Source organism: Pseudomonas sp. PsB (genome assembly GCF_043658375.1).
Taxonomy (GTDB): Bacteria; Pseudomonadota; Gammaproteobacteria; order Pseudomonadales; family Pseudomonadaceae; genus Aquipseudomonas; species Aquipseudomonas putida_Z.
Genome location: NZ_JBIGLU010000011.1, coordinates 22,687 through 41,750, shown reverse-complemented (window position 1 = coordinate 41,750; position 19,064 = coordinate 22,687). Strand labels below are relative to the sequence as shown.

General features: G+C 55.0%; 20 protein-coding genes. 6 read left to right on the top strand and 14 right to left on the bottom strand.

The features are described 5' to 3' along the window. Positions 1–72 precede the first annotated feature (72 nt). Complete coding sequence (locus tag ACGLHT_RS15235) at positions 73–873, top strand: hypothetical protein (RefSeq protein ID WP_274085195.1); 801 nt, start codon at positions 73–75, stop codon at positions 871–873. Here the strand turns inward: ACGLHT_RS15235 and ACGLHT_RS15230 are convergent. Next, the gene (locus tag ACGLHT_RS15230) at positions 863–1,966 is read right to left on the bottom strand and encodes a hypothetical protein (protein WP_274120427.1); all 1,104 of its coding nucleotides are present in this window, start codon (positions 1,964–1,966) and stop codon (positions 863–865) included. The genes ACGLHT_RS15235 and ACGLHT_RS15230 overlap by 11 nt on opposite strands. Positions 1,967–2,179: 213 nt before the next feature. Here ACGLHT_RS15230 and ACGLHT_RS15225 point away from each other — a divergent pair, with 213 nt between their 5' ends. Continuing rightward, positions 2,180–3,709, top strand: a complete 1,530-nt coding sequence (locus tag ACGLHT_RS15225) for a diguanylate cyclase (RefSeq protein WP_274120428.1) — start codon at positions 2,180–2,182, stop codon at positions 3,707–3,709. Between the two features lie 53 nt (positions 3,710–3,762). On the opposite strand, the gene ACGLHT_RS15220 is transcribed toward ACGLHT_RS15225, so the two are convergent. Genes ACGLHT_RS15220 through ACGLHT_RS15200 form a run of 5 tightly spaced genes read right to left on the bottom strand, consistent with a single transcriptional unit; the run spans position 3,763 to position 7,970 of the window. Continuing rightward, on the bottom strand, positions 3,763–4,995 hold the full coding sequence (locus ACGLHT_RS15220; RefSeq protein ID WP_010794292.1) for a hypothetical protein: 1,233 nt from the start codon (positions 4,993–4,995) through the stop codon (positions 3,763–3,765). 13 nt (positions 4,996–5,008) lie between these two features. Further along, positions 5,009–5,584 (bottom strand): hypothetical protein, encoded by a 576-nt coding sequence (locus tag ACGLHT_RS15215; protein ID WP_274120429.1) that lies wholly within the window; start codon positions 5,582–5,584, stop codon positions 5,009–5,011. Then, positions 5,577–5,894, bottom strand: coding sequence for a hypothetical protein (locus ACGLHT_RS15210; RefSeq protein WP_274120430.1), 318 nt, complete (start codon positions 5,892–5,894; stop codon positions 5,577–5,579). The genes ACGLHT_RS15215 and ACGLHT_RS15210 overlap by 8 nt, the downstream gene beginning before the upstream one ends. Continuing rightward, entirely contained in the window at positions 5,887–7,257 is a 1,371-nt protein-coding gene (locus ACGLHT_RS15205) for a hypothetical protein (RefSeq protein WP_057382877.1), read from the bottom strand. Before ACGLHT_RS15205 ends, ACGLHT_RS15210 begins: the two co-directional genes overlap by 8 nt. Continuing rightward, entirely contained in the window at positions 7,239–7,970 is a 732-nt protein-coding gene (locus ACGLHT_RS15200; RefSeq protein WP_274120432.1) for a hypothetical protein, read from the bottom strand. The genes ACGLHT_RS15205 and ACGLHT_RS15200 overlap by 19 nt, the downstream gene beginning before the upstream one ends. Before the next feature lie 447 nt (positions 7,971–8,417). Between ACGLHT_RS15200 and ACGLHT_RS15195 the strand changes: the two genes are divergently transcribed. Then, positions 8,418–8,744, top strand: a complete 327-nt coding sequence (locus ACGLHT_RS15195) for a hypothetical protein (protein WP_010792885.1) — start codon at positions 8,418–8,420, stop codon at positions 8,742–8,744. A gap of 232 nt (positions 8,745–8,976) precedes the next feature. On the opposite strand, the gene ACGLHT_RS15190 is transcribed toward ACGLHT_RS15195, so the two are convergent. Then, positions 8,977–9,267, bottom strand: coding sequence for a hypothetical protein (locus tag ACGLHT_RS15190; RefSeq protein ID WP_171886957.1), 291 nt, complete (start codon positions 9,265–9,267; stop codon positions 8,977–8,979). A gap of 660 nt (positions 9,268–9,927) precedes the next feature. On the opposite strand from ACGLHT_RS15190, the gene ACGLHT_RS15185 reads away from it, so the two are divergent. The 3 genes from ACGLHT_RS15185 to ACGLHT_RS15175 are packed head-to-tail and all read left to right on the top strand — an operon-like array spanning position 9,928 to position 12,592. Then, a complete protein-coding gene (locus ACGLHT_RS15185; protein ID WP_274120433.1) occupies positions 9,928–10,941 on the top strand; it encodes a hypothetical protein in 1,014 nt (337 codons plus the stop codon). A 15-nt stretch (positions 10,942–10,956) separates the two neighbouring features. After that, entirely contained in the window at positions 10,957–12,009 is a 1,053-nt protein-coding gene (locus tag ACGLHT_RS15180; protein WP_010794287.1) for a ParM/StbA family protein, read from the top strand. 7 nt (positions 12,010–12,016) lie between these two features. Next, entirely contained in the window at positions 12,017–12,592 is a 576-nt protein-coding gene (locus tag ACGLHT_RS15175; protein WP_019486166.1) for a hypothetical protein, read from the top strand. Between the two features lie 57 nt (positions 12,593–12,649). On the opposite strand, the gene ACGLHT_RS15170 is transcribed toward ACGLHT_RS15175, so the two are convergent. From ACGLHT_RS15170 to ACGLHT_RS15140, 7 genes are all read right to left on the bottom strand, one after another. After that, a complete protein-coding gene (locus ACGLHT_RS15170; protein ID WP_171886956.1) occupies positions 12,650–13,072 on the bottom strand; it encodes a hypothetical protein in 423 nt (140 codons plus the stop codon). Between the two features lie 72 nt (positions 13,073–13,144). Next, entirely contained in the window at positions 13,145–13,693 is a 549-nt protein-coding gene (locus ACGLHT_RS15165) for a hypothetical protein (RefSeq protein ID WP_274120434.1), read from the bottom strand. Beyond that, positions 13,690–14,628, bottom strand: a complete 939-nt coding sequence (locus tag ACGLHT_RS15160; protein WP_274120436.1) for a hypothetical protein — start codon at positions 14,626–14,628, stop codon at positions 13,690–13,692. The genes ACGLHT_RS15165 and ACGLHT_RS15160 overlap by 4 nt, the downstream gene beginning before the upstream one ends. A 102-nt stretch (positions 14,629–14,730) precedes the next feature. Continuing rightward, positions 14,731–15,783 carry a hypothetical protein gene (locus ACGLHT_RS15155; RefSeq protein WP_394519669.1) on the bottom strand — a complete coding sequence of 351 codons (1,053 nt, stop codon included), beginning with the start codon at positions 15,781–15,783 and terminating at the stop codon, positions 14,731–14,733. A 51-nt stretch (positions 15,784–15,834) separates the two neighbouring features. Further along, complete coding sequence (locus ACGLHT_RS15150; RefSeq protein ID WP_394519667.1) at positions 15,835–16,773, bottom strand: hypothetical protein; 939 nt, start codon at positions 16,771–16,773, stop codon at positions 15,835–15,837. Next, positions 16,766–18,172, bottom strand: a complete 1,407-nt coding sequence (locus ACGLHT_RS15145) for a hypothetical protein (protein WP_274120438.1) — start codon at positions 18,170–18,172, stop codon at positions 16,766–16,768. Before ACGLHT_RS15145 ends, ACGLHT_RS15150 begins: the two co-directional genes overlap by 8 nt. Next, positions 18,169–19,062 carry a hypothetical protein gene (locus ACGLHT_RS15140; RefSeq protein ID WP_012805999.1) on the bottom strand — a complete coding sequence of 298 codons (894 nt, stop codon included), beginning with the start codon at positions 19,060–19,062 and terminating at the stop codon, positions 18,169–18,171. Before ACGLHT_RS15140 ends, ACGLHT_RS15145 begins: the two co-directional genes overlap by 4 nt. Between the last annotated feature and the right edge of the window lie 2 nt (positions 19,063–19,064).

The window sequence follows — 19,064 nt, the reverse complement described above, 5'->3', positions numbered from 1 at the left end:
GGCGTTTCCGTGTGCCAGAATCACGCTCTGCGCAGATCCATCTCACCCCACAATCCAGGGAGCCATGCACCCGTGCTGGAGCAAGCAATCAACTCATGGCCGGCAGTAAGCCGTCACCCGCGTGTCAGTTCCACTGTCTTGGTTATCGGCAGCAGAGATGCGCCGGAGTGTGAGGTCGCAAAAGTCTTCGTAACCAGTACAGAAGTGATCACTCAGCACGAGGCGTTTATCACAGTCGAGTACACAACCTCAGGCCGCAGCCATGCCTCAACTGGTAAGGGGAGCCTGGCCGCAGGTGTGAACAGGAACATGAACACGGCGTCGATCGGTGCCACCGACGGCTTTAACCGAGGATTCATCACAGTGACGCCGGATGCCCTACAGGGGCACAGGTTAGGAACCTATCTCATGTGGCGAGTGGCGCAGTTCCTGCACCAATTTCCAGATGCACAGGTCAATCCCATCAGGTTGAGCGATGCCCAAGCGTACAGATCCAATCGCGTACGCAGAAACCGGTTCTACGAGCAGGTAGGTCTCAAGTTCGACTATTACGATGAGGAACATGAGAATGGAAGATCGCGACCGGCACGCGCCGGAGACCTCATTCTTGTCGAGACCTGGAAACAGAACATCCAAGAACTGGGAATGGACGACTATCTCAAGCACCAAGACAGCCACGTACGTGGTCTGTGCCACGAGATCAGCACGCTGGAGAATCGCTGCAGTAGCCTTCAAAACGCTCTTGATGATGCGCGTCGACGTCCCATCCGATGGGGCGTTGCCACCTTTCTCGCCAAGCATCTGCACATCATAGGGCCGGCGGTCCTTATCATGATGGCGGCGTTGGCCGCCTATAGGGCCCTTAGCGGCTAATCCAGTGAGGCGATTGGTTCGACCTGAAAACGTCTCCTAGGCCCCGCGGCGGGCCTTCCTGGGCCATCTCCTCCCTCATTCGCTCGACTTGGGCAAATGCGCTGTGTTCGCCTCGGTGATACGAGTCCCAGCACGGTTCCGCCCGATCGAGGGCCTGGTCCAGGGCCAAAACGAAGTTCACCAACTCGAAACCATCACGCAGCTGGTGCCTCGCACCAACCTCATGAAGGTCACCGAGATCAATTACCAAGCTTCCCTGCCAACGTTTCGCCCTGAATCTCCAATCAGCCGACTGGAGACGCCGGGTAATAGTCGCCTGGTGGTAAGACGGAAGACTCTCCAGAACCGAAGCTAGGGTGCGAATTTGTGCGAATCGCCTCCTCCACGACTCACGAACGTGGTCGGTATGTTCCTGGTCTCGTCTCGCGATCCTGTCCAGATATTCGGTAACGGTAAGATTCCCGACCTGGACCTGCCAAAGCCATCCTTGTTGCTCCCTGGGGAGGTAGCTGGGGCTGGTAGCCACCAGAATCGGTATCAGGAGGTGGACGCACCTAGCCCGGTTCAGGTGTTCAACAAGGGCGCCCACGTCTACGGATTCAGCCAGGACCCAATCCGGCTCAAGACCTTGCATTTCGTCTTGAATCCGCAGGCACACCCTCTGGGTATCCTCAAGGCATGAAACCAGAAGCTCGGGGCCGAATGCGCCGGCCTCGAAGCTCAGCGGTAGTCGCGCGACCCGATGGGGGAGGGCAAGTGCCTGGGTGAGGGGAGAAGTCAGCTTCCGTCCACCTGAAAACAGACGTTCAAATCTGGCACCGAGGCGGGCCCGCAACCTCTCGTCAAAATCGCCAGCCTCATGTTGGATCTGCTTCACCCAGGGGGCCGCGGCGAAGCACTTATCAAAGGCCTCAAACTGCCGTTTGGTGTAGTTACCCTCACGTCCAGCTGGGATCAGAAACCAGCCAGCCTCTAGGGCACGTACTACGTCATTGGTTGCTTCGTCAGAATCCTTCCACATCCCTTTGAGACGCAGCCGGGCGGTACGAAGGTGCATCGGGCAGACCAGTGCATCACGGTTGATTGGGTACATGCTGTTGTCTCCTATGTAGCCTCCATATTCCAGGGGCGGGCGCTGTGCCAGAACCGGTCTCTGACCTTGAACAGCCCTCAGGACGGATTCCGACCTGCACCGCCGGGATGGTGTAGGGATTCGTCAGCAGAGGAAATTCCTTCCCACGCGGATTCGCGGGCAGCGGAAAAGGGGCACCCAAAGGACACTATTAGGGTGAGGAGATCCTCCCCAATGATCAGTTCTGTAAACCACGCTTTGCAAACAACCTGGTGGCTACAAGTGCGGCCGATGCCAAGCCTTCGTCACCGCGATGCGTTTATCCAACTCCTAGCTTCCGCAACCCACATTCTGAGAGACGTCGATGGCAGCTATGTCACTGGAGTACAAGACGTCCTCACAGCAATCCGTAAGGCGCCCTCGTTGACTGAGGCCGTATTTTCTGAGGTCGATCGCATGATGGAAGAGCTTCAATCCGCAAGCCGGCGAGTGAATGACGCAGCCGCTGAAACGTCAGGGCCGGTGGCGCTATTCGTCCCTGGCTTTGGGGTCAGGGCGCAAGAATTAGCTCGTGGCCTCCAAGGTATGGGGGCGAAGGTCATCACGCTCTGCCACCAGATCCCTTTCAACCCCGAAGATGAGGCCGGAATTCGCCGCTCCAGTATGCTCATCGTCGGTGACGGAGTGCTCTACGATCCAGAGGCCATCCCCTTCATCTCCAAGATCGTGATGACCTCTGAGTCTGATGCCCTGGTCGTGCTTGTCGTGGAGTCCTGCCCTCTGACATTCGAGCAGCGTCGGACAGCCACGGAGCTTGGACAAGTTCGTATCCTGGGACTCGATGATGACATCCGCAACTTGCGCTCCCTATTCCGGAGCCGAAATCGTGACATCGAGATCGAAGGGTATCGGGTGCTGCTTCTAGATGACTCCAGGACCGATGCCTACCTCGCCCGGAAATTCCTCACCGAGGAAGGCCTGATCGTTGAGCACATCCAGCATCCAAGCCAAGTGCTGGAAGCTCTATCCCGATTCCGACCTGATGTTTTGGTGACTGACTTCCACATGCCGGAGGCGAACGGGGACGTCGTTGCCTCGATCATCAGGCAGGACAGGGACGCCACCATTCCCATTATTTTCCTGAGCCGGGAGTCCAACGCCGAGAAGCAACTGCTCGCCTTGTCCCGAGGGGCGGACGGCTTCGTCCAGAAACCGCTGAAGCGAGGAGCCTTCATCAAGGCGTTGAAGTCGATAATCAGCAGGTCCAAGGGATTGGAGTCCAGGATGAGAAGAGACCCCCTGACGAACCTCCTGAATCACGGCCAATTTATGGCGTCCGCCGCGACTGTTCTTGCCGAAGGCCCGCCAAGTTCGTTGGTTCTGATCGACATCGATCATTTCAAGTCGGTCAACGATACCTTTGGCCATCCAGTGGGGGATAGGGTGCTGGTTGGCCTGGCCGAGGTGCTCACCGATTCGCTGCGGACTGATGACTATGTCGGGCGGCTTGGGGGAGAGGAGTTCGGCATTGTCATGGTAGGTGCCAATCCAAGCCAGGCGAAAATGGTTGTGGATCGGCTGCGGTCCATCTTTACCGCGATTCAGTTCCAGTCCGAAGATGGGACCTCGTTCAGTTGCTCGTTCAGTGCCGGTGTTGCGATTCTGAATGTAAGCGTGAAGGAAGCGCACCGTGCCGCCGATGAAGCGCTCTACAGTGCGAAACGGAGTGGGCGAGATCGTGTTGAGATCGCCTTGCTTGGATAATTTATCCGCAAAATGAAAGCCCCGCACTCTGCGGGGCTTTTGGTTTCCAGTCTTCAGGCCTGGAGTGTGGTGTTGCGCGGCTGAAACTCCCGCACATTGTCCGGTCGGGTGCTTGGCGGTTGTTCGTCCAGGGACGATGTTTGGGAGTGATCATCCTCTTCCACAGGTTCGGCCTCATGGACGAGCCCGAGCAGCGCGCGCTCCATCATCTCGTCGGTATCGAACTCCGCTATGGGGAAATCAAGCGGCATCTCGACCTTCTCGAGCAGGTGTTTGATGTCGCCATGGGTAAGGCAAGGCTGAATACGCATCAAGCGTACGAGTTGGATAATCGCCTCTTTGTTCATCTCAACGGCAGCCATGCACCGCGACCATACGTTCTTGCGGATCATCGCCAGGCGTGAAGCCTTCAGCGTTGCTTCGGCATCATTTGCTGGCCTGTAGAACGCATGGCGGCCATCGCCCAACATCAAGAACTTCGAAGCAAGTTCGTCGAACGACTGCAGGTCATCGAATGCTGCTTCGCTTGCGGTGCCGCGGATGACCTGCTCTGCTGCGCTACCAATCAGAAGCATGTGCATGCGCCAATTGATGAATTGGCCAGTAGCAATCAGGTTCATGTCCGAAAAGATCTTGGCGGTACGGGCATTGAGATCCAGGTCTGCGTAGAAACTGCCATCGATCAGGCAGTTGCTGCCTTTGTAAGCGATGATCCGTGCGGCTTGGTGTATGGCCAAGCGTGTTGTATCAGCCATTGTCACCTGAAAGGCCGGCCGTTGGGCTGGCGTCTGCGCGAACGTTTCAGGGAGAGCAAGTGCTTTAGACATCCCGGAAATCGGGTCGGTGGTTTCAGGCTTGACCTCCTTCTTGGAGGACGTAGCCCAATAGGCGCCACCCAGCAGAGCAGCAACCAGGAGGGCAGAGATGCTGTAACCCAGATTGTCTGTCACCGCTCTGTAAATGCCAGCTGCCCCTACGTAGGTTGCCAGTCCTGCGGATGCTGTTGCCCAAACGAAGTGAAGGCCGCGAGCGAAGCCATCGCTCATAGACTTCCCCAGCTTCCCGGGATCGGCTTTAACAATCGCCGACACCAGGAAAGCGAAAGCAATCACGATGGAGAGGACGATGGCAGCCGTCGTTGCCGTCTCTACGAGATCACTCGGTCTGTCCTTATAAGTGAACACGGCCAGTACATACAGACCAACTACCAGGCACGACAAAAAGAACGGAGGTACCCAACCCGGCAGAAGCCGGGTTGCCTCCTTTAAATTGCTGAGACTGCTCATCATCCCTCCTTTCTTATGCCTGGGCTTCAGCGGCTACTTCCGGAGCCGGAGTAGCTTCCTTTACCGCTGGCGCAGTTGGTTTCTGTGGCTTGGAAGCCGCGCCCGCTGGCTGTTGAGCTTTGCCATTGTTTTTTTGGCCGGCGGCGGTCTTCTGTTGCTGGCCCTGAGGTTTGGCGTTGCTGCCTTGCTTCTGCTGACCGGTCTGAGTTGCCTTAGCGTTGCCCTGGGCTTGAGTTTGTTGCTCTCCGCCCTTTTTCGCTTTCTGCAGGACAGGTTTAGGGGCTTGCTTCGATTGGCCAGACTGTTGCGCGGATCGAGCGGACTGCCCGCCGCCATTCCGGTTGAGGTTCAGGTCCTTGTTCACCTCTCGCATTTCGGCATCGAATGCGTTCAAGGCCCGCTCGAATCGGTCGGCAGCCTCATTAGCACGGCGCCGAGTCTCAGGTGAGCCGGCCATTTTCATCTGGAGGATCGTGGTATCAACGCGGGAGGCTTGGATTGCCATACCCACCAGGGTTGCAGATCGTTCGCCAGTGATCCGAACCTCTTTGGTCGGGTGTAGAGCTTCATTGCTGCGTTCATCAGCCATTGTTGTCACCTTGGTTGCTTGGGCCAAAAGACCGGAGCCAGGTCCAGTGCGCTGTGCGCTGGACGCAGGAGTTGAAGAATTCCTCAAGGTCGCGTGAGTGCTTGAGATATGAGGCGGTGTCGTCAGGCACCAAGGCTCCCCACACATCAACCCAGAAGAGATGGGCAGCCTTGTGGGGCAGGTAGCAGACCTCGATGTGTCGATACTCCGGCGTACGGAGGTAGATCTTGCCGATGTAAAGGATCAGCGTGACCGAGAGGATCAACGTGAGGATCTGACGAAAAGGGCTGCTTGCTTTTCCTTCAGCCATTGACGGTTTCCTGTGTGAGCGTGATGCGGAAGCCTGTGCGCTTGAGGACCAAGGCAAGAGCCTCGTCGAGATCAAAGCCACCATCGACCAGTGAGGAGAGGAGGCGCACCGAGGCGACGTCCTTAGGTTCACTGACTCCTAAGGTTTGGCTCCAGTCCTTCCAGTGCTTTGTTGAAACTGGGGTAAGCATGGGAACGATCGCGTGGATCTTTCGAATGCCGGAAATGTTCGGGGGAGATTCCGATGCATAGGTGTGGCACATGCGAGCCAAGAACTCGCCTGCGTTCATCCTGGACGCAATGAGCTTCTCGAACTCGGCGGTGCGTCCAGCTTTTCGGAGTGCATCAGGGTCATCCATGCCTTGGCCCAGCGGGACAATGGCCGTGACGATGCCTGCAGGTTCGCAGTTTCTGATCGAGACGATCCCGCCTTCATACCCCGCGATGTCGCCGTCCACCATATGTGCCACCTCGGTGACACCTTCACCTGCGAGGAAGGCCGCCTGACCAGCATTGATGGAAGCCTGCCCAATAGCGGTACCCCAGAACCCCATGAACTGGATCGACCAGCCATCGAAAGTACCCTCAACAGCAATTAGGGGGCCGGGCTTCCTCATGCTGAACAGATACGGGGTGTCCTTCTTGAGCGAGTCGGCGAACATATACTTCTTGTTCCATCGATCGCCTTTGCCGGAAGGCAGGCGTCCCCAGAGACGAACGTCCCCATCAGGATGCGGCCAGTAACCGATGACACGATTGTTCATCGTCCGCCGGTACTTCGAAGGGTTGTTCTCCTCGACCAAGATGTATCCCTTGGCGATGGCTACTTCCCGGGAGATACCGCGCTCCTCGAGTAAAGCCAGAACCTCTTCGGGGGACGAATAGACACCAAGTCGCATCGTCGCCATCTGCTCATCGTTGTAACCACGATCTGTCTGCAGCTGCTGAAGAAGATCCGGGTACTTGCGGGCCAGGATTTGGGTCGCTTGGATAATGGCGCGCCCTGGGGAGAGGGGGGCAGGGGAGCCATTGATACGACCTTCAGGATTTTTGTTCGAAGGGGGGGCAACTCGGGCAAGCTCGCATAGGCGCTCTACGATCTCCTTCCTCGAGTAGCCCGATTTCTCCATCACGTCCCACAGCGACGTCGATTCGCCACAGTTCTTCTTGCGCGGACAATGGATCAAGTGGGTTCCAGGGTGATGGAAGGCCTCATGCATTCCGCAGGCCGGGCAGAGCATCCGGTATGTCCCTGAGGTCTGAAGCTTCGTCGGCTTCAGGTGGTCGAGCAAGCCTGACGAGACTGCATCTATTTCGGGATACACCTTTTCATGGAGGAATTCGGTTATTGACTGGCGCTGCATTCGGCTGCTCCTGTCGAAACCGCTCGGATGAATTCCTTTGAGGCGCCGGCCTCACTGGCGATCTCAGCTAGCTTCCGCTTCAGGCCGCGACGTACCTTCCATGTCTGCTTTCTTGAGATCTTCAGTATCTCAGCAATCGCGCCGGACTCCTGATTCTCAATAACAGCCAGCCTCAGGATGTGGTGCTCACGGGCAGAAAGAAGGTGGCGGATCTGTTCGATGTATTGGTGGCAGGTTTGGCCGGTCTCGTCCGGTAGAAGGACCCCATCAGCCAGGAACTGAGGTGCGTATTCCAACGCCTCAGAAAACTGTGCAGACGCGAGCATGTAGTCGGACTGAAGAGAATGGGAGCGAGGACCAAGTTCGGTTACCAGGTCACCCATATTGATAGCCGAGCTGCCAGGAACTTCAGCAAGCACATCCCCGCGTCCGTCCCAACGTATGTAGTTGAGAGCCGCGCCGATGATATGGGCAGCACGTTGATGAGGCTCGACATCTTGATAAAGCTCGATCGCGGAAGCGACGGCCTTGTAGAGCCCGATCTGAAGGATGGACAGGATCTCGTCGTCCGTCAGGCTGACGCGCAGCTTTGAACGAACCTCAGCGATCCACTGTGGTCCTGACTCGGGATGGCAGACGACTTCCCACGGATCGAGCTGCGCGAACTCCTCGCGTGACAATCCCGTCAGCCAATTATTGCGCTGTGAGCGCATGGCCCCTCCTCCGGCAAGAACAGCCGGTCCTAAGCGTCGCGGTGTCGAAAGCCGACACCGCAACAATCTCCAATCGGCTGATTGCCAATTGGCCCCCCCTCAAACAGTGAGTGCAGCTTTTTCAGCTGTCACTGCACCAACTCCAGTGGCCATCCGCAGATTGTCCGCTGGTAGTTCGCGGCGATTTTATGGGGCAAGAAAAGGACAGGCAACCCAAAAAAGGTGGCTGAAATCCCGCGAAATAGGCGGGTCCGAGGCCGATTTGGTGACATGCGCGCCTAGTTTGTGTGGGCTGGGTCAAAGCCATGGTATGGCGCAACGCCAGTATCCATCAGGGTTTTGGCGCCTGAAAACCGTCAGCGCGTGACACGTTGGTTTTAGCTGCTGCCTGGAAATTGCACCGATCGTCGTTAAGGTCGGGAATGTGTAAATGGGAGTACAAAACTGATGATCGGTGTACACAGCGATGCAATGAAGGCTGTAGCGGGGCATCACGCCTTCGGCGCGCAGAGAGTGAGGGGTTGGTTGGTGGAAAGCGTGGACGGTGTCCCGTCCATAATCGCCCTGGTCTATCAGGACAATGGCGACGTGTGCGCAGAGGTGGTCTGGATGGACCACACCCATGCAGCAGATCTCGACCTCATTGTTGCTTATCTGAATGAAAGAGCTGGCGGGGGAGAGCACCTGGTTGGTGCCCTTCGCAACATCTACTGCGGTGCGCGGCCAATTGATGCTGGTACGAAACTGGGTTTTAACGGCAGCACTAAGCACTGAGTGAGCCCTTGGTCTGCTTCCTATATAAAGGGGAGCTTGTCCGCTACCCTGATGACAGCGCCAAGTCCACAAGAACGTCCCCCTTACCAGGCTGCTCAGCAGGGCAGGCAGCAATCCTTCTGCGCCGGTTAACCGAACAAGCCATCGTGCCAGCGCTCGCCTTGGCATCAAGACCTTGGCCATCCTCAATGGGCTACACGAAGTAGCCCACTGCGTGCGCCCGTAAGCCGCATCAGGCCTTCCCTTGCAGTACGACGGCAATCCCGAGGTCGTAACACAGATCAGTGACCACCGCGGCGGGGGGAGTCAGCACCCGCTGAAATGGGAGGACCACCGCGGCTGGTTTAACCCTCTGGATCTCATTGAGGACCTCGATCAACTGCTCTGTCCTAGTTCCAGATGCTGGCCGGTACTCCCTTAAGTGGACGTCTTTCAATAGCGGCATGGTTGTCACGTCACCGCCAAGTCCAATCCCGTCAACAACGCACGTGATGTATAGGGCAATGGCTTTCTGCGTATCCAAGCCAGCTCGGTAGTTATCGAGCGTGCTTCGGTACCAATAGGGCCTGCCACTGCCTGACACCTCGTCAGGAGGGAGAACGGTGTTGCGCAGTTTCCGCATGGTGGGCCGAGAAATGTGGAGGTGGTTAGCAGCCTGGACGGTGGAGAGTCGTTCCATATGGGGAAATTGGGTAAGTGCCTTGAAGAAGCAAAATCCTAAGAAATCCGTACTATTACATTAGACGGGGTTTTAACCAAAAATAGGGGAACGCAGTCGGCCCGCGTCCTGCCGTTTCAATGGTGAATTGCTTGCCTAATTTACCCAAAAAACCTACTGAAGAGGTCATTTTGCGAAATTCTGGCTCTCGAAGGCGTTCGTGTGGGGCCATAAATGTCGTCATGGGGCGGGATAAGGGATTTAAGGGCCGGTGTTGGCCTGGAGATGCCTAGAAAGGACGGCTAAGGGCATTTATGGGTGATTTACAGACTCATTGCGGAAACGGAATTTAGATCGGATTCCGGGCGTGAAAGGGCGTGAAAGGGGCCTTACGGGGCGATATGGGGGAGTTCTAGGGCGGGAAAAGTATGGGTGCGCCGGTTAAGGCCGATTAGAGGCGAATAAGGGGAGAAGAAAATGCCCAGAATTTCCGAAAATTACAGAAAACATTCAGTAGGGTGACTTTTGAAGAAGGAAATCCGTGATGCCCTGGCTAAAGGGTATGTTGATGAGTACGAGCACTCGGTAAGGCGCCGGTCAGAGACATTTCTGGCGCTCCTCAATTCCCTGCGTACCGCAGCCCGGTCTGCTACCGAAAAGCTCATGCAGCTTGAAATCGCTCTATCACGTTTTCCAATTGAGCAAGACGGGAGAACCATCTCCACTTTCTGGAAATGGAGAGCCTCCCGGAAATCGTCTGGCTCTCTCCGGCTCTACCTTAAGTGCAACGAGCGGATTGAGGGACGACTGCAGAGCTACCGAAAGGCCATCCTTCCTGATGCCGAGCCTGACGTAATCGATCTGCTAACTTCGCTCCTGGGGAAACGGCTTACCACTGAATTTCTCAACGACCTGGGTGACCTTCTCCACTTTTCAGAACGTGTGAGTCGATGGGCGCATACGTTAGGAATGCCTCTAGACATCGACGTCGTTCGCTTTGGCTCGGTGATCAGCGCTTGGGTTGGTGCGATTGAACGGCTGGGGGGCAGCGCTCCAATGAAGCTTGAAACCTTGATTGGCCGTTTCGAGTTGGTCGACTCAGAACTTCAGGAGGCCTTAATCGAGTTCAACCAGGCCAGGCAGCCTGTACGATATAGGTCGATCATCTGCCGCCAGGATGTCGATCAAAGTGATCCGCTGGGCCCATCGCAGCCTATCTTCAGGGTGGTCAGAATTTTTAATCGGGTCACTGGGGCCCGGAAAACTGAGCCGATCGAAGAGTTCAAGCGGAGCATGCTCCGCGCGGAGATGAAAGCGAGCTTGGCTAAAGAGTTGGGGCGAAACCCGACACCTGATGAGGTAGCTGAAGCAATAGGGCGTCAGAAGAGGAGGCCGCCGACGCAGTGGATCACGAGTGATGTCATCTCTCACTGCTACCTGGGTAAGCATTCAGGCAGCATCCTTAGGCAACAAAAAACTATCGCAGCGTCTATGGATGAATGGCTCGCACTACGCGGCCTTTTTCAAGCGTTGCTTTGACCATGAGGGGATTTAATGTCTATGAAGCTTGAGCAATTGGTTGCCATAGATCTGGGCAACGGCTCGACGAGCTACAAGGCCGGTAACGGTGCCAGCGGGGAATATCCATCCTTGGTTGCACCCTATGCCGGCAGCAGTCTTGGTGGAGCCCTCAGTCGGGAAGTCTTCACCACGAAGAACGGTCGTCGCTACCTGGTGGGTGATGATTGCAGGGAAGAGGGTGCGCGCTCTCGTAGCACAGACTCGAGCTTCTACAAATCCGACGAGATTCGAGTGCTCTTTCTGAAGGTGCTGAAGGATGCGAATATCAAGAACCCGGTCATCGCTACAGGATTACCGACCGAATTCTTCGCCACCCACGCGGCCGAGTTCGAGGCCGATCTGAAAAAGTGGGCACGAGAAGACGGCTACCATCCAGAGCTGGTCAAGATCCTTCCCCAGTTCGCTGGCCCATGGTTCGATCCAGAGCTCGAGGACGAAGAGGGTAACCCGCTTGATCCCAACGAAATGGTCAAAGGTAAGTACGGCATCATCGATATCGGCTACGGCACGATCGACGGTGGGCAGTTCAATAATGGTCGTGTCAGTGATATCCGATACGGCGAATCCAGTGGCGTCTCTGACATCCACAAAGCGATCTACACCTCTCTGAGTAACCCTGAGCAGTTGAACGAGCTCATCACGAAGAAGGGAGCGAAGCTTCCGAAAAACTTCGCATTAGACAACCAGATCAACGAGTACACGATGGATGTCTGGCTGAGAGAAGGCCACTTCATCTGGCGTGGAACCAAGATCGATATGGAACCGATCAGCTTTCCCGCGCGCCAGGCTTTCACCGATCAGACCATTCCTCGCTTCATCAAGCAGTTGTGGGGCTCAACTGATTTCCTGAAAGGGATGGTAGCCGCCGGCGGTGGAACTACCGTTCTTGGCCGCCCTCTCTTGAAGCGCCACATCACCTGCCCGATCTACAGCGCAAAAGACCCTGACAAGTCGATTGTCCGCGGGTACTACCGCTTCATGGTCAGTCAGTATTTCAAAGAGCATGCTTTGATCCGCCAGGGGTAACGCACAGATGAGCAAAGTCGTGATCCGAGCGGAGCTCATCCCTGGCCACCACGATGCGTTGATCGAAGCCCTGGGCCAACATGGGCCCAGAGCCGGAAATCAGATGGTGTTCAGCATTTCAGCTGCCTGCCAGAAACAGTGGCCTGTCACGTTGAGTGACTTCACCCCGCCGGCGCATTCTGACGAGCGCGCAGTCGAGGTGAAGATGACTCTGAGAGAGGATTACTACCCCGAACTCTTCCGCCTCTACAAAGGCTTGGGGCATGGCAATCGACAAACTGTCTTCCTCAACATGCTCAACCGCCACGTGTCGTTGAGCTTTGGTGCTCCAGAAGCGGTGATGCAGGCAATGACAGATTATGCTCTTGCCAGATCGTGCCCCGAATCTACACGGACGGTGCTGAGTCAAGATGCTGCCGCTGGGGTGGCTGAGCCGTCCGGAAATCCCAGGCCTGATGAGCCAGTGGGGCATGCGAACTCGGTCGCCAGCGCGATCTCGGCTGCTCCACAAGACGTGACGCCTGAACCTCCGGCTCCTTTATTCGTCCCTGACCCCATGGCATCAGTGGACATAGGCCTCTGAGAATGGGCAATAAAAAAGGCTATCTGGAGCTCCCGATAGCCTTTTTTTGATCTGAAATTACTCGGGCAGGTGAACCCAGAAAAGGCCGTCAGCTCGAGCAGAGAGCTTGATCTTCGGACGCTCTTTTGCAAACCAGCGAAGGGCGTACTTAAAGAAGCCAGCGTTGTCCGCGGAGATCGGGGGATTCGTGCCGGCGATCGAGGTGATGGCAACGTCGACGAGCAGGGTGTCCCTATCGCGAAGGTGAACCTCGTATGTGACAGTCTCACGCGGTCGAGCGACGGCCGTAGAGCCAACCAGGTCCATGAAGTCCTGCAGGCGTAGAGCTTCGAAATACGCACCCTGGCCCAAAGTGTTGGCCAGGCGTTTAACAAACGCATTCTTGGTCGTAGGCCATTCCGAGAGCATTTCGTTCACCGAAAATGCATCGTCTTGCTGAAGGTAGCTGGTGTCCGTATCGAAATCGAAGTCGTTGTTCATCTGAATGCTGCGCATTGGATTCACCAAAAAAATTCAGGTGTTGGGCTGGTGGCACACGTTCGGACCCGTAACCTAAGCAGAACGAACCAGTGCTTTCCGGTACACCTTCATGTTTGAAAACCAGCCATCTGCGACCTTCACGACCTCCCCAACGCAAATCTCGCCGGCGCGGGCCTGATGAAGATTCTCGTTGTAGTTACCACTCACAGGGATTGGGTGGATACCGTGGATCCCAAGAGTCTCTCTTACCGCCTTGGCCGACTCTTCATCCAACCCAGGCAGCATGTCGATAGCCTGAATTATCGATTCATCAGACTCATCCGTTTCTACCTGAGGTGCGAACGGCATGAGGATCTGTTCAACCGAATTTCGTGGGTACGCACGGCCGACCTCTGGCAGCAGAGGAGCAACCTTCGTGACACGGGACATTACCGTTTCAGGCGTGATCGACCAGGGGCGTGGGGCAATCACTTCAGCCGCCGGAGTCACCAACTCAACGGCGTAGGGGATCAGCGTAAGTGGAGAACCTACGGCCGCGCGGCGAATCAGGTTCCCAGCCATGTCAAGGACAAAGCAGGGAACCGACTCATCGTTGATTTGAAAGTGAAGCGATCCAATCATCCCGAAATGTCCTCCAGGATCTTGGCGATATCCTGGATCGCCTTGTCTTCCATGCTGGTGCCAAAGTATGCATGGTTGGGGAAGGTGGTGTACTGGGCTGGGCGAGCCCCGGTCAATGAGACTGTCTTCGGGTCCACGTCCATTTCCTCCACTACAGCGCGAAGAATGCTATGTGGGGTTGCGGCGTTACCGGTTTGAGGAAGCCAAGCGCGTACGACTTCATTGTCGGGGTTGACCAGAAAGACCATCGTTGGCCACCAGTCGTAGAACGCCGACGATTCGTCTGCACCAAATCCCTGTGCCAGCATCGTACGTTGATTCATCTGGCCCCACTCGTTGTCAGGGAAGTAGCTGTAAGGAGCGAGCCACTCTTTGAACGATACCTTACCGCGCTCTTTCAGCCGTAGTGCCGGCGAGTAGTAGTAGTGGTCGACACACTCCCGGAATCCAGTACCACATTCGTCTCCGAAGAATGTCATCCCAACGCCATGGTCACGTTGAGCTGTTCGTACAGTGGACATAGGCATCTGGCCATACGACAGATAATTGATGGACACCGGAAGCCCTGCATTTTTTAGGAGCAGCTTCAGATCCCACATAGCCCGTCCTTCACGGCGAGCTCGTACATGGCTTTGCTCGGCTTGGCCGGCATTATTAAGCTGTGCCTTTGCATCGGAGTAGGTGTTGGAAGCAACCCAAACTGTCCACCCTTCCGATTCCCAGTCCTTGGTTCGTTTGGCGCGGAATTCATAGCCATACGTAGCCTTTTTGTTTGGACTGTTCACTATCTCGTAGACGGTTGAGTTAGGCATTTTCCAGTCGGGGTGCCCATCCACCTGGCCTGTGGAGGCAACCCCGGCCGCATTGTTCTCGACTTCCCCATTCCCGCATGCGCTTACCAGAAGGCATGCCAGCAACATCATTTTTCCCTTCATCGTTCATTCTCCATCTTCGGATGGCGATCGTTATACCGCCCAGTGTTCGGATTTCAAGCAAAAAAAAGGGCCCAATATGGGCCCTGAGCAGGATTAGGTCTATCAGATGAGATCGTCCAGGCTCGAGCGCTGGCCTTTGGAGGACTGAGAAGCCTGCGGAGTTGGAATTTTCACTCCCAAACGTGCGTTGGCACCCGATGAACCTGGGCCACCGCCATTTTGCCCACCTCCACCTCCTCCCAGCCCCCCGGCTAACCCACCCGCAACCTGGGCTGCAGTTTGTACTTTCTGCTGCGCTGGTCCACCGCCGCCCCCACCGCCCCCACCACCAGGTGTTGGATTACCTCCAGAAGGGGCACCTGCAGCACTGGCGCCGCCACTGGCGAGAGCCCCAGCTGTACCTGCAATTCCGGTAGCGGCCCCCGCAAGTCGAATGGCTGCTCCTACTACGGCCATACCGGTTGCCGCCAATCCGGTAGTTGCACCGGCAGGGTTGAAGCCTCCAAGACTCTTAACATCGTCCCAGAGCAAAAGTTTAGCGAAGATGATTTCAATTACGGTCAGCGCCACAAAGATAATGTACTGACCAGTTCCGGCCGATATCAATAGAGTGGAGTTTTGAGCATAGTTGCCCATGTTGTAGCCTTGCATGGTCTCAGCATTAACTGCAAGCATTGTGGAGGCCATCGTTAAGCAAAGATCATTCACAAATGCAACAATAAAACAAAAAGCAATAATCTTAACAGAGGTGAAAATTACTCTCGTCGACCAGAATATGCCGAAAACTGCAAAGATGGGGAATGTAATTCCCATTAGTGCGGCGAGCATGGCAGCGCCGTTTATCATCATAGGAATTTTAACAGTAAGCATCCATTCGCGGAAGGTTTTGCCTATGTCCATGAACTTTGTTGTTCCGCTTTCGAACAGCATGGTCATAGGATCGCGGACGTCGGAATCTTGATAGTACATACCACCATAGGTAAGTAGCTCCGACTGTCCCTTTTTCCGCTGGGCGGCTTCATTCCGTATGTGATTTAGCATTATTGCCGCCGCATCATCACCATCCCGTCTGAATGAGTTTTCCTGATAAGCTGGAGCATGTTTTTGCACGGCAGAGTTAAAGTTTCTCTGAGCCATATCGATCATCAAGAACATGTCTTTGCAGGTCTTTGGATAGAAATTCTGCTTTCCGCCAGTAGTTGGCGCTTACTTGAAGCCCGAGTTCAAGTATTTTTTGTACTTTGAGTCGTTAGCGTCAAGAGACAATGCTTGGTCAGCAACTTCCCCAGCTTTTTCAGAGAAAAGCTTCTGAACCCAATAAGCTTCGGTTGGGATCTCGAAGCCTTGGGGTGGGTTCGTGCCGTCATAAGGATTGCTATCACCCTCGATCTTGTCGAGCATAGCCATACCCTTCTTTGTACCTTCTACTACTGCATTGCCACCATCACGCTTCAGCCAGGTGGAGTTGGTAGGGTTATCGTAATTGGCCTCGCCACTGCCCGTGATCTTGTCCAGAAAGCCTCTACTGTCTTCGAACTCAATCTCATTTGCACCGATTCCAGTAGACCCAAAGAATCCAACATAGCGTCCTGCACTTAACGCTTCGGGAGACTTCCCATTAGCAGCAATGAATGCAGGCTCGCACTTATTCAAATAGTCCGAATAAAGTGGATACACAGGGCTGTCAGCAAAACGTTTTAGGGTGTTTTGGTTTGTTACGTGGTAAGCCCTGCTGAATGCATCTTCCGTAATCTTTCCTTCATTGACCTTGTCAAGTGCAGACTTAAAGATCGCGTAGATGTTACCGACTATAGTCAACGACCATCCACCACCACGCGCCATTTGAACAGAGCTACCTGTGCCGGGGAATGTGAATGTAGAGACTGAAAGAAGCAAAAACATCAGGCAGGTGCCCGTGAGGCCGGTGAAAACTGACCTCAGCTTATCCTCAGGGCTCCTCATCATAAGGATGGAGGTCCAGGCAAGACCCAGACCTCCGATAATAACTCCAGCGGAGTTAACCAGAAGAGTGTGGTAGTCTTGCCAAAGACCAAGGTAGTAACCAACTAGGTCAGCGAAATTAGAATCTACGAGCTTGAGGAAATCGTAGTCCTTGACGGAGTTATCGACATCAACATCAGCCATTTATTACCGCCTTAGCTGTCTGCTCGATTAGTTTATTTCGCTCCATATCATGCTTAATCTTGTTCTGGAGCATTTCATATTCTTTGCGAAGTGAGGACAGTGCATTTGAATATCGAGTCTGATCATTGGAGCTTATTGCTTGGTCATCAACTTGGTTCGCCAGCCCGGTCATTACCCCAACTTCAAGTTTGGAAATAACCTCGTCTAGCTCTTTCATCATGGCCAGCGTGGCGAGATTTTGTTGTGCTTTGGCAAACAATGCGGGATTTGTAGTGCCCAGTTTCCGCATGAATTTAAATTCAGTCTCGGTGATGACGATGCCGCCGCGATTCACCAACTCTTTATAAGCGTCACTTTGTTCGAAGGTTGCTGGGTCTGCTTGATATACGTTCGCGTAGAGGCTTTGATACTCCTGAGTCAGCTTCTTCGATTCATCTTCGAGCGAAATGGTCCGAGGAGTGACCGTATGCGCGTCCTCTTCGGTGCTGTAATTTGGCAGCAGGCCCGAATATTTCTTGATGTCTTCACAGCCGAGCTCAGATGCAGCCAGCACAAGGGAGGTTTTGCCATCCTCTGGCTTGGCACCGCAATTCTTCGTGGGCAGCGGAGGAGAGCCCGCACCAGAACCTGTGCCATTTCCAGCGCTCCCGCCACTTGATCCCGACGCCCCCCCATTTGAAGAACCTCCCCCTTTGACACCAACCAGGCCACCAGTCATCCCCGACACGCCATTCATCAAGGATGAGGCTCGGCTGCTAATCGTCTTTTTGGTGTCTTTCATGCGGGTAATGAGACTGCTGGTGATTCCGTCTCCAGACATGCATTTCGCAGATTTGTAACCTTCTTCGACAGTACAGTCGGCTTCAGCCATCACCTGCATGTTTTCTTCGTATGCCTTGTCGGCTCGCTGGCGTACACCACTGCAGGTGAGGTTCGAAAGATCAAGGCCAAACTGGCCTACCCCGTTCAACTCATCGATCACCGATTTCACGGTTGGCTGGCTGTAAGCTAGGTACATGATTGCGAGCGCCGGCGCGTTCTGGATGAACTGCTCGACCATGTCGCCGTACTGACCAATCTGGCCGTCAAGCACTGTCCCCAAATTCAGACCATCACAACCTACTCCGACTTGGGTAGCTCCGTACGCACCTACGATGAATTGTTGCTTATCTTGAAATGGAGTAAAGGTGTCAAAGCTTCCGCTTCCGCCTCGCCCGGCCTTGTTTACGGCACTTCCAGAGAGTTTGGCGCCGAACAGACCGGTTACATCGTCCATCCGCCGGGACCAGGGAGAATCTGAACCATCGGTGTTCGCCGATTCATCGGCGGCATTAGCGGTGGTGAAAGCTGCGGCCAGGGAAAGACCGAGAAAGAAGGTTGTGAGTTTGTTGAGTTTCATTTGGAGTCCTTCTTCGCAACGGTGTTATTTTTCACGTAGGTCATAGCCATCAGCCGGCCCTCCAGCTGGTTCATGGTTCTGTTGCCAACCAAAGTTTCTCTTCGGCTCACTTTCATGTTGTCGATCCAGGTGATGGGCCAGGCTGTGATGCCCATCTTCGTGACGTTGTCTCTTTCAGCCTGGCTGAGCATCCGCCCGGTCAAGCCACGCGCGGTCACTTTCTCTGCGAAGACCTTTGCATCGCGATCGAGTTGGAAGACTCGCACCTTCAGCTTCGGATATTTCTGAACCAGCCTGCCGAGAGTGGCTAACTGACGGTCGCAGACAGGGCAAGTGGATTCAGTGAATACCGAAATGCTCAACGAGTCAGTGTCGATGGGCTTCTTCGCTGCAGACTCTTCCATGGCCGCGTCAAGCCCCTTGATGTGTTGGAGGTCGCCGCGTTGCCACATCGCCATCTGGTAGAGATTCGCTGCTTGCTTGTACTGGCCCCAAGTCTGGTCCATGTAACTGACCAGCTCGTTGGCAGCTTCGGGGGACTGCTCGAGCTGTAGGCGAATGACTGCACTTGGAGTTCCCGGTTGAAAGTTGAATTCGAGCCCTTTGTTGTTGGTAATTCGCAAAGGCGCGTTCGGGTTTTTCTTCGCGTTTCGATTGAGTTCTGTGCAGTTTTTCATCCACTGCATGTTTTGGCAGTCGAGGATGTTCGGGAGTTTGTCGAGCTCTTCATTCTCACGATCCCGAGCCGTCCGATTCACCTTATCCAGCGCCGAAGACAAGGCATCCGCCAGGACATCCTGGCCGTTGGGCACATTGGACATGACAGTGCCTGCGTTGGAAATCAGTGCGCCGGCGACGAAGGCGAGCCCGATTTTGAGCTTGTGGTTCATAG

What these genes read in the sequence shown, in the direction of transcription:
- ACGLHT_RS15230 (WP_274120427.1), bottom strand. Translation starts at nt 1,966, where the DNA reads ATGTACCCAATCAACCGTGATGCACTGGTCTGCCCGATGCACCTTCGT.
- ACGLHT_RS15225 (WP_274120428.1), top strand. Translation starts at nt 2,180, where the DNA reads ATGATCAGTTCTGTAAACCACGCTTTGCAAACAACCTGGTGGCTACAA.
- ACGLHT_RS15220 (WP_010794292.1), bottom strand. Translation starts at nt 4,995, where the DNA reads ATGAGCAGTCTCAGCAATTTAAAGGAGGCAACCCGGCTTCTGCCGGGT.
- ACGLHT_RS15215 (WP_274120429.1), bottom strand. Translation starts at nt 5,584, where the DNA reads ATGGCTGATGAACGCAGCAATGAAGCTCTACACCCGACCAAAGAGGTT.
- ACGLHT_RS15210 (WP_274120430.1), bottom strand. Translation starts at nt 5,894, where the DNA reads ATGGCTGAAGGAAAAGCAAGCAGCCCTTTTCGTCAGATCCTCACGTTG.
- ACGLHT_RS15205 (WP_057382877.1), bottom strand. Translation starts at nt 7,257, where the DNA reads ATGCAGCGCCAGTCAATAACCGAATTCCTCCATGAAAAGGTGTATCCC.
- ACGLHT_RS15200 (WP_274120432.1), bottom strand. Translation starts at nt 7,970, where the DNA reads ATGCGCTCACAGCGCAATAATTGGCTGACGGGATTGTCACGCGAGGAG.
- ACGLHT_RS15195 (WP_010792885.1), top strand. Translation starts at nt 8,418, where the DNA reads ATGATCGGTGTACACAGCGATGCAATGAAGGCTGTAGCGGGGCATCAC.
- ACGLHT_RS15180 (WP_010794287.1), top strand. Translation starts at nt 10,957, where the DNA reads ATGTCTATGAAGCTTGAGCAATTGGTTGCCATAGATCTGGGCAACGGC.
- ACGLHT_RS15175 (WP_019486166.1), top strand. Translation starts at nt 12,017, where the DNA reads ATGAGCAAAGTCGTGATCCGAGCGGAGCTCATCCCTGGCCACCACGAT.
- ACGLHT_RS15170 (WP_171886956.1), bottom strand. Translation starts at nt 13,072, where the DNA reads ATGAACAACGACTTCGATTTCGATACGGACACCAGCTACCTTCAGCAA.
- ACGLHT_RS15165 (WP_274120434.1), bottom strand. Translation starts at nt 13,693, where the DNA reads ATGATTGGATCGCTTCACTTTCAAATCAACGATGAGTCGGTTCCCTGC.
- ACGLHT_RS15160 (WP_274120436.1), bottom strand. Translation starts at nt 14,628, where the DNA reads ATGAAGGGAAAAATGATGTTGCTGGCATGCCTTCTGGTAAGCGCATGC.
- ACGLHT_RS15155 (WP_394519669.1), bottom strand. Translation starts at nt 15,783, where the DNA reads ATGTTCTTGATGATCGATATGGCTCAGAGAAACTTTAACTCTGCCGTG.
- ACGLHT_RS15150 (WP_394519667.1), bottom strand. Translation starts at nt 16,773, where the DNA reads ATGGCTGATGTTGATGTCGATAACTCCGTCAAGGACTACGATTTCCTC.
- ACGLHT_RS15145 (WP_274120438.1), bottom strand. Translation starts at nt 18,172, where the DNA reads ATGAAACTCAACAAACTCACAACCTTCTTTCTCGGTCTTTCCCTGGCC.
- ACGLHT_RS15140 (WP_012805999.1), bottom strand. Translation starts at nt 19,062, where the DNA reads ATGAACCACAAGCTCAAAATCGGGCTCGCCTTCGTCGCCGGCGCACTG.